6 protein-coding genes are annotated in these 9,765 nt (G+C 36.6%); 2 read left to right on the forward strand and 4 right to left on the reverse strand.

All coding sequences use genetic code 11. The features are described 5' to 3' along the window. Nucleotides 1-95: 95 nt before the first annotated feature. Together ACIEHO_RS11730 and gyrA are read right to left on the reverse strand one after the other, a co-directional pair. On the reverse strand, nt 96-1,346 hold the full coding sequence (locus ACIEHO_RS11730) for a tetratricopeptide repeat protein (RefSeq protein WP_406971887.1): 1,251 nt from the start codon (nt 1,344-1,346) through the stop codon (nt 96-98). Nucleotides 1,347-1,362: 16 nt separating this feature from the next. Beyond that, nucleotides 1,363-3,927, reverse strand: coding sequence for a DNA gyrase subunit A (gyrA, locus tag ACIEHO_RS11735; protein ID WP_406971889.1), 2,565 nt, complete (start codon nt 3,925-3,927; stop codon nt 1,363-1,365). Between the two features lie 258 nt (nt 3,928-4,185). On the opposite strand from gyrA, the gene ACIEHO_RS11740 reads away from it, so the two are divergent. Beyond that, on the forward strand, nt 4,186-6,732 hold the full coding sequence (locus ACIEHO_RS11740) for an ATP-dependent Clp protease ATP-binding subunit (protein WP_406971891.1): 2,547 nt from the start codon (nt 4,186-4,188) through the stop codon (nt 6,730-6,732). A 67-nt stretch (nt 6,733-6,799) separates the two neighbouring features. On the opposite strand, the gene ACIEHO_RS11745 is transcribed toward ACIEHO_RS11740, so the two are convergent. Continuing rightward, on the reverse strand, nt 6,800-8,110 hold the full coding sequence (locus ACIEHO_RS11745; RefSeq protein ID WP_406971893.1) for an MFS transporter: 1,311 nt from the start codon (nt 8,108-8,110) through the stop codon (nt 6,800-6,802). A 60-nt stretch (nt 8,111-8,170) separates the two neighbouring features. Continuing rightward, entirely contained in the window at nt 8,171-8,989 is an 819-nt protein-coding gene (locus ACIEHO_RS11750) for a M48 family metallopeptidase (RefSeq protein ID WP_406971895.1), read from the reverse strand. 162 nt (nt 8,990-9,151) lie between these two features. Here ACIEHO_RS11750 and msrB point away from each other — a divergent pair, with 162 nt between their 5' ends. Beyond that, complete coding sequence (gene msrB / locus ACIEHO_RS11755) at nt 9,152-9,628, forward strand: peptide-methionine (R)-S-oxide reductase MsrB (RefSeq protein ID WP_406971897.1); 477 nt, start codon at nt 9,152-9,154, stop codon at nt 9,626-9,628. Nucleotides 9,629-9,765 lie beyond the last annotated feature (137 nt).

Below are 9,765 nucleotides of genomic sequence, written 5' to 3' on the forward strand. Positions count from 1 at the left end.
CGCCAAACAAAGGTGAATTTAAATTCTACTTTGTTTGGCGTAAAAGTTTTTTAGCATTGAAATTTTTTACAATGCTTAAGAAATGCTATTTATCCTTAGTTTCCTGCTTCTAAAGCATCAATTTTTTCCTTTAGTGCATTTCGTTTTTCGGTTTCCCCTAAAATACTGTAAATATTCATTAAGGTTTTTGCTGCGTTAATATTGTCAGGCGCAATTTCTAATGCTTTAGACAAAAACGGTATAGCATCTTTGTAAAGGTTTTGCCTTTTTTCTCTTAACTCATCATAACGCTTATTGTCTGCTGCCGAAGTCCCTAAACCGTTCATTTCTTCAATTAATGGTTTTTCTTCCCCTAAAATAAGTGCCGCAACATTAATATAAGCATTTACGTAAGTTGGGTCTAATTCAATAGCTTTTTCGTAATAAGCTCTGGCTTCTTCTGTATGATTGGCCTCTGCTGCAACAACCCCTAAGTTGTACTGCAACTCCGGGTTTTGAGGGTCCATTTCAGTAGCCTTTTGCAAAAGTTTTGTGAACTCTTCTGTATTTCCTAATTTAAAGTGAATATTAGCTGCACTCAAAATTAAATTGATATCGTCAGGGTTTTCCTCTCGCGCGTCTTTGAACGCTGCAAGTGCCTTGTCATCATCACCTTGACTAACATATATCAAAGCTACGTTTTTTACGATTTCTGGCTTTTTAGACTCGGTTGTACGCTCACCTGGATTTATATGACTTTTCGCCTTAACGTAAAGGTCACGTGTTGCTTTATCCATAACCTCTTCTTCGTTTGTTTCAACGTTGGTAGCAAAATACTCTGTTTTAATACCCGTGTAGCCCAAGTTTTTGAGCTCTTCATATAAAGAAAGTGCTCTTTCGTATTCTTTAACGTTTACGGCAGTTGCCGCAGCATAGTAAAGAAATAAAGTGTCTTTTTGAGAAGCTCTGTAAGATCTTTCGAAATACTTGGAAGCTTTTGAAAAATCTTGTGCTTCATAGGCTTTATTACCTTCGGTCAACATACTGTTAACCATATTTTGCTTCATTTCAGAAGCTTCTGATTCATAATCTCCTTCTACTTTTTCCAAATTTTCTAATGACGCATCGATGTCGGCATCAGAACCCTTACCATTAGCATACAAAGCTTGTGCATTTAGATAATAATATTTTGCTTTTAACTTATCGTCCATTTCAGACATTAAAGCCTCGGCTTGCTTCAAAGCTCCTTTGGCTTCTGCAAAATTGTTTGATTTGATAGCTTTTTCTGCGGTTTTCAATTCCTTTTTTTGTGCAAATGAAAATGCACTAATTGAAAATGCTAAAGCTAAAAGAATTCCTTGTTTCATTTTTGTGATATTAAATTTAAACTTCAGTGTTATTGTTATCTGTATTATTGGTATCAAGAGTTGTGCCATCTTCCGAAACATCGGTATTTTCAACAGTTTCGTTCTCATCTACTTCATCTTCATCATGTATTACCTTGGCAACCGCAGCGATTGAATCGTTTCCTTTCAGGTTTATTAATTTCACCCCTTGTGTGGCACGCCCCATAACTCTTAAATCTGCTATTACCATTCTGATTGCTATACCCGATTTATTGATAATCATTAAATCATCATTATCTGTTACCGCTTTAATAGCTACTAAATTACCCGTTTTTCCTGTAATTGAAATGGTTTTGACACCTTTTCCGCCTCTATTAGTAATTCGGTATACTGGCTCGCCATCTTCAGGATCATCAATGTAAGTTCGTTTACCATATCCGTTTTCAGAAACCACTAAAACAGATTCTTCCTGTGGGTTCTCTATGGTCACCATTCCTATTACCTCGTCATTATCATGACCCAAAGTAATACCTCTTACACCCGAAGCATTTCGTCCCATAGGTCGTGTTTTTGCTTCCTCGAAACGAATGGCCTTTCCTGATTTTAAAGCTAACATTACTTGGCTGTTACCAGTTGTTAATTTAGCTTCAAGTAATTCATCATTGTCCTTGATAGTAATGGCGTTAATACCATTGGTTCTAGGACGTGAGTATTGCTCTAAAGACGTCTTTTTTACTTGGCCGTTCTTAGTAGCCATAATAACGTAATGGCTATTGATATAATCTTCGTCCTTTAAATCTTGAGTACAGATAAAGGCCATAACCTTATCGTCTTGCTCAATATTTATAAGGTTTTGAATGGCTCTACCTTTTGAAGTCTTGCTGCCTTCTGGAATTTCGTAAACACGCATCCAGAAACATTTTCCTTTTTGGGTAAAGAACAACATATATTGGTGGTTGGTTCCTACAAATAAATGCTCTAAGAAATCTTCATTTCTAGTTGTTGAGGCTTTTTGTCCAACCCCTCCTCTGTTTTGAGTTTTATATTCGGTAAGTGACGTACGTTTGATATATCCTGCATGCGAAATGGTAATCACCACTTTTTCATTAGGGATCATGTCTTCAATACTTAAATCGCCACCAGCGTATTCAATTTTAGAACGACGTTCGTCACCGTACTTGTCTCTTACAACTTCCAACTCTTCCTTAATGATTTCCATTCTTCTATCCTTTTTATCAAGAATATCTTTTAAGTCTTCAATGGTTTTCATTAACTCTTCATATTCAGAACGCAGTTTGTCTTGCTCCAGTCCTGTAAGTTGACGCAATCGCATTTCAACAATGGCCTTCGCTTGAATTTCTGTCAATTTAAAGCGTTCCATTAATTTTTCACGCGCTTCATCAGCATTTGATGATGCTCTAATTAAGGCAATAACTTCATCTATATTGTCTGAAGCAATGATTAAACCCTCTAAAATATGCGCTCTTTCTTCCGCTTTGCGTAATTCAAATGTTGTACGCCTAACCACTACATCATGTCTATGCTCTACAAAGTAATGGATGAGTTCCTTTAGGTTCAGTAACTGCGGACGCCCATTAACCAATGCGATATTATTTACACTAAATGATGATTGCAGTGCGGTATACTTATACAGTTTGTTCAGTACAATATTTGGAATAGCATCACGCTTTAAAATATATACGATGCGCATACCTTTTCTATCAGACTCGTCACGAATTGAAGAAATACCTTCAAGTTTTTTCTCATTAACCAAATCGGCAGTCTTTTTAATCATGTCTGCCTTGTTAACTTGATAAGGAATTTCGGTTACTATAATGCACTCACGACCATTAACTTCCTCTACATTGGCATTGGCTCGCATTACAATTCGGCCACGACCAGTTTGGAAAGCTTCGCGAACACCATCATAACCATAAATGGTTCCTCCTGTTGGAAAATCTGGTGCTTTTACGTACTGAATAAGTTCATCAACTTCAATATCGCTATTCTCGATGTAAGCGATGGTTCCGTTTACAACTTCAGTTAAATTGTGAGGTGGCATGTTTGTGGCCATACCTACAGCAATACCTGATGCACCATTTACCAAAAGACCAGGAATACGTGTTGGTAAAACCGTTGGTTCTTTTAAGGTATCATCAAAGTTTAATTGATGGTCAACCGTTTCCTTTTCAATATCCGCCAACATATCCTCAGATATTTTTCGCATACGTGCTTCCGTATAACGCATAGCTGCCGGGCTATCACCATCGATTGAGCCGAAATTTCCTTGACCATCAACCAACATGTAACGCAAACTCCACTCTTGAGCCATACGTACCATAGCATCATAAACCGAAGTATCACCATGAGGATGGTACTTACCTAAAACCTCTCCAACTATTCTTGCGGATTTTTTATGTGCCGAATTCGCTCTAACGCCCAACTCATGCATTCCGTAAAGTACACGACGGTGTACAGGCTTTAAGCCATCTCTTACATCTGGTAACGCACGTGACACTATGACCGACATTGAATAATCAATGTAGGCCGATTTCATTTCATCCTCAATGTTAATAGGGATCAATTTTTCTCCTTCTGCCATAAATATTTTAATTTAATTTAATCAGTTTTTCAAAACATGCTAATATAAGTATTTCGTCAGTTGTAGTAAGCGCTTCAACGGTATTTTTTCGTGTTTTTATTAACAATTTTTATATGTTTTTTAGTTAATAAATATGAAGTGTAAAATTTTGATTTTATTAAGTTTTTTTTGTCAATTAGCATTTTACGTACAATTTAAGGTATAGTTTTTGCCTTTGGTAAAATGTTTTACTATTTTTAATGCAGAAAGGATAAGGATATGGATGATAATTTTTCACCAAGAGTTAAAGATGTTATTGCTTACAGCAAGGAAGAAGCCCTGCGTTTAGGCCACGATTTTATTGGCACTGAACACTTAATGCTTGGCCTTTTACGTGATGGCAATGGCAAAGCTATAAATATATTAAATGCCCTAGAAATCGACCTGAACCATTTAAGGAGAAAAGTAGAGATTTTGAGCCCTGCAAACCCCAATATTGCTGTAGCATCAAACCAAAAGAAAAACCTGCACCTTACTAGGCAGGCGGAACGCGCTTTAAAAACAACGTTTTTAGAGGCAAAATTATTTCAAAGTACTTCAATTAATACGGCGCATCTTTTGCTTTGTATTTTAAGAAATGAAAACGACCCCACTACCAAGCTTTTAAACAAGCTTAAAGTTGACTACGATAATGTTAAAGAACAATTTAAACTTATGATTACAAACGACAATGATTATATAGAACCCAAAGCCGAATCGTTTCAAGATGACGACACGAGCACCGGTGATGATTCTTCAAAAGATATTTTTAATTCCCCAGCGGGTAAAAGCAACAAAAAATCCAAAACTCCGGTATTAGACAATTTTGGTCGCGATTTAACCGTTTTGGCGGAAGAAGGCAAACTTGACCCCGTAGTTGGAAGAGAAAAAGAAATTGAAAGAGTTTCTCAAGTTTTAAGTCGAAGAAAGAAAAACAACCCACTTTTAATTGGAGAACCTGGCGTTGGTAAATCGGCCATTGCTGAAGGTTTGGCACTTAGAATCGTAAAACGAAAAGTGTCACGTATTCTATTCAACAAACGTGTGGTTACGCTCGATTTAGCGAGTTTAGTTGCAGGAACAAAATACCGTGGGCAGTTTGAAGAGCGTATGAAAGCCGTAATGAACGAACTGGAAAAGAATGACGATGTTATTTTGTTTATTGATGAAATCCATACCATAGTTGGTGCTGGTGGTGCTACAGGAAGTCTTGACGCCTCAAACATGTTTAAACCAGCTTTGGCACGTGGAGAAATTCAATGCATTGGGGCCACTACCTTGGACGAGTACAGGCAATATATCGAAAAAGACGGTGCCCTAGAACGCCGTTTCCAAAAAGTTATTGTTGAGCCTACAACGGTAGAAGAAACTATTGAGATTCTTAACAACATAAAAACCAAATACGAAGAACACCATAATGTTGACTACACACCTGAAGCCATCGAGGCTTGTGTAAAGCTAACGAACCGATATATGACGGAACGTTTTCTTCCAGACAAGGCCATTGATGCTTTAGACGAAGCGGGCTCACGTGTACACATCACTAATATCGATGTGCCTAAACAAATAATAGAACTTGAAAAAGAATTAGAAGGCATTAAGGAAACAAAAAATGCAGTTGTTAGGAAGCAGAAGTATGAAGAAGCTGCCAAACTTAGAGATGATGAAAAACGTCTCGAAAAAGAATTGGCAATAGCGCAGGAAAAATGGGAAGAAGACACGAAGCAGCATCGTGAAATTGTTACTGAAGATAATGTTGCTGATGTTATCTCCATGATGACTGGCGTTCCTGTAAACCGAATTGCACAAACCGAGATAAATAAGCTTGCCGAACTACCAAAACTTATTAAAGGTAAAGTTATAGGTCAGGATGAAGCCGTTGGCAAAGTTGTAAAAGCCATTCAGCGTAACCGTGCAGGCCTTAAAGATCCGAATAAACCAATTGGTTCTTTTATTTTCTTGGGGCAGACTGGAGTTGGTAAAACCCAATTAGCAAAAGTACTCTCTCGTGAGTTATTCGACAGTGAAGATTCATTGGTAAGAATTGACATGAGTGAATACATGGAAAAATTTGCTATCTCCAGATTAATTGGAGCACCTCCAGGGTATGTAGGCTATGAAGAAGGCGGTCAATTAACCGAAAAAGTGCGTCGCAAACCTTATGCGGTTATTCTTTTAGATGAAATTGAAAAAGCACATCCAGATGTATTTAACATGTTATTACAAGTATTAGATGACGGTTATTTAACAGATAGTTTAGGAAGAAAGATCGATTTTAGAAATACTATTATCATTATGACTTCCAATATCGGAGCGCGAAAGCTAAAGGATTTTGGAACCGGTATAGGTTTTGGCACGGCTTCACAAAAAGCACAAGAAGATGCCAATGCCAGAAGCGTTATTGAAAATGCTCTAAAAAAATCGTTTGCTCCAGAGTTTTTAAACCGAATTGATGATGTTGTTGTTTTCAATGCATTGGAAAAAGAAGACATCAACAAAATTATTGATATTGAATTAGAAAAACTTCTAATAAGAATAAAAGGTTTAGGCTATACCTTAACACTTACTGATAGCGCCAAAGACTATATAGCTGAAAAAGGCTTTGATAAACAGTATGGAGCTCGCCCTTTAAAAAGAGCTATCCAGAAATATGTAGAAGATGCTTTGGCTGAAGAAATTGTAGCTTCAAATCTGCAAGATGGTGATAAAATTAAAATTGATTTAGATAAGAAATCTGATGAATTAAACATTAGTATTGAAAAAGCTGAAAAGCCTGCTGAATCTTAGTTATTAAGCTTAAAATAAAATTAACCTGTTGCTATTTGAGTTTCAGGTTTTTTTTGTTTTGAATGTATCAAGGATTTCGCTCTGGAACTCTGAATAACAGTATTATTCCAAAGAGAAAAAAGACAAAAAGAAAGAGAATGGCATTACGCATGGTTCCTGTTAGTTGGTCTATACTGGCAAAAATCACCATTCCTATTACAATACCAATCTTTTCGGCCACATCATAAAAACTAAAATAAGAAGCTGTATCGGTAGTTTCAGGTAAAAACTTGGAATATGTAGAGCGCGCCAAAGATTGCACGCCACCCATAACAAGCCCCACAATACCAGCAGCAATATAAAACTCCATTGGCGTTTTCATAAAATAGGCATAAAAGCATAAGCTCATCCAAATAAAATTAACAACAATTAATGCTTTAATATTACCAAATTTAGCCGACGCCTTCGATGTTAAAATAGCTCCTAAAATAGCCACCAATTGAATAACCAAAATACTAACTATCAAACCAGTAGTTTTCTGGGCACTATTACCCCAAGCGATTTCTTCTTCACCAAAGTAAACGGCAACCAGCATAATGGTTTGCACCGCCATACTAAATACAAAAAAAGCATATAAATAACGTTTCAGTCTTAAGTTTTGTTTAAGCTGTTTCCAGACTTGCTGCAATTCTTTAAATCCGTTTAGAACAACGGTGGAGGTTACTTTATGTCCAGATGATGCTCCCTTGGGCAAATAGTAAAATGTATATTGGCTAAATAATGCCCACCAAATGCCTACGGTTATAAACGAATAACGCATCATTTGCATTTTTGCTGCCCCTTCGTCCTGGGTCATAACCATTACTAAATTTATAATCAGTAGAATGACACTACCCAAGTATCCTAATGAAAACCCCTTGGCACTGATGCTATCTTGTTGTTCTGGAAAGGCAATGTCTGGTAAATAAGAATTGTAAAACACCAAACTACCCCAATACCCTATCAAACCCATAAAATAGAAAAGTAAACTTACATGTATTCTTTCTGGAGTGATATCGAACCAATAAAGACCCAAACAACCAGCACTACCAACATAACAGAAAAATTGTAAAAATTTCTTTTTATTTCCAACATAATCAGCAATACCTGATAGTAAAGGAGACATAACCGAAACCACCAAAAATGTAAAAGCGGTAACGAAAGTAATTAAGGCCGTGCTTTTCAATTCGAACCCAAAAGCCCAAACCATTTTTACTTCTGAAGCTGTTGAAATAAACAAAGCGGAATAAAAAATAGGAAAAATGGAAGAGGCTATTGTAAGTGTGTATACCGAGTTGGCCCAATCATAAAAAGCCCACGCATTCAGAAGTTTTTTACTTCCTTTTTTTAAGTTGTCCATAAAAAAAGCTGCCTTTTATTAGCAGCTTCTAAAGTAGTTAAATATTTTATTTTGTACCAACTATTCCCTAAATGATGTTATACCGAATTTTTTTGCTTCAGCAATAGCTTTCGGTGCTAATGCCTGTAAATTAGCAATACGCGCATCATTAGAGGGGTGTGTACTTAAAATTTCAGGTGGTGCCTGTCCTCCACTATTGGCTTTCATTCGCTTCCATAATTCAGCTGCTTCATTTGGATTGTAGCCTGCAATGGCCATCAAATATAAGCCTATTTTATCAGCCTCGGTTTCATGTGCTCTACTAAAAGGCAACATAACACCAAGTTGAGAACCTACACCATAATATTGATTAAATGCATTTCTGGATTGTTCATCCTGAATAGCAATATTTCCAGCTACAGCACCAAACTGCTGCAACATCCCAGCACTCATACGCTGTTGACCATGGTTGGCCAATGCATGTGCAACCTCATGCCCCATAATGGCCGCTACTCCCGTTTCACCCTTTGCTATCGGTAAAATACCCGTGTAAAAAACTATTTTACCTCCCGGCATACACCAAGCATTTACGGTCTTATCATCAACCAGATTGTACTCCCATTTATAATCCGACAAATACCCTTGATGCCCATGAGCATTTAACCAACGTTCGGCAGCAACTGCTATTCTTTGCCCTACTCGGGTTATCATTTCAGCATCATTTGTGCCAGTAATAACCTTATTTTCGTTTAAAAACTGATTGTATTGAGCGAAAGCTGTTGGAAACAATTGTGAATTCGGCACTAATGCCATGGTCTTTTTTCCTGTAAAAGGATTTGTGGCACATGACACTGCCAAAACCACCATAGCCAATATAAATACTGCTTTTTTCAATTTCATTATATTAAATTTTATTTATTAGCCATAAAAATACAAAAATCATACCTTTAATGTTTGACACCATTTACAATAATTTGTCACATTCCTTTTTTTATAAAACCGATATTATCATTTTAAATGTTAAGTTTCAATAAACCAATCGACTACTTTAAAAAATAACTTATGAAAAAAATACTATTGTTTTCTTTTGTCGCTTTTTTATTTAATTGCAAAGGAAACTCACAAAAACCTGAACAGAAAGAATATAAAATCACCAAAACTGAAGCTGAATGGAAGGACCAGTTAACAGATATGGAATTTTATGTATTAAGAAAAGCAGGGACAGAACGTGCTTTTTCAAGTCCGCTAAATAAGAATTATAGTGACGGAATTTATGTTTGTGCAGGTTGTGAAACACCATTATTTAAAAGTGAACATAAATTCGATTCCGGAACAGGATGGCCAAGTTTTGATAGAGAAATTAAAGGTAATGTCGCATTCTCAACCGACCAAAAATTAGGTTATACCCGCACAGAAGAACACTGCGCCAAATGTGGAGGCCATTTAGGGCACGTATTTAATGATGGGCCCAAAAACACTACCGGCACACGCCATTGTATAAATGGCGTAGCTCTTAATTTTATTCCTAAAGAAAATTAATGGTTACGGTTAAATAAAAAGCAGTAGTTTCAACGGGTTCTCTTTATTTATATTTGTATGTCCCGTCCTGAAATAGCGATACACTAAAACCTTAGTGTAATGGAATTACCAGAAAACGATGGGTATATCAAACGTAC

The organism is Flavisericum labens, from assembly GCF_045446075.1.
Classification (GTDB): Bacteria; Bacteroidota; Bacteroidia; order Flavobacteriales; family Flavobacteriaceae; genus Flavisericum; species Flavisericum labens.

Coding starts and splice junctions, on each gene's coding strand:
- ACIEHO_RS11730 (WP_406971887.1), bottom strand. CDS start 1,346: ATGAAACAAGGAATTCTTTTAGCTTTAGCATTTTCAATTAGTGCATTT.
- gyrA (WP_406971889.1), bottom strand. CDS start 3,927: ATGGCAGAAGGAGAAAAATTGATCCCTATTAACATTGAGGATGAAATG.
- ACIEHO_RS11740 (WP_406971891.1), top strand. CDS start 4,186: ATGGATGATAATTTTTCACCAAGAGTTAAAGATGTTATTGCTTACAGC.
- ACIEHO_RS11745 (WP_406971893.1), bottom strand. CDS start 8,110: ATGGACAACTTAAAAAAAGGAAGTAAAAAACTTCTGAATGCGTGGGCT.
- ACIEHO_RS11750 (WP_406971895.1), bottom strand. CDS start 8,989: ATGAAATTGAAAAAAGCAGTATTTATATTGGCTATGGTGGTTTTGGCA.
- msrB (WP_406971897.1), top strand. CDS start 9,152: ATGAAAAAAATACTATTGTTTTCTTTTGTCGCTTTTTTATTTAATTGC.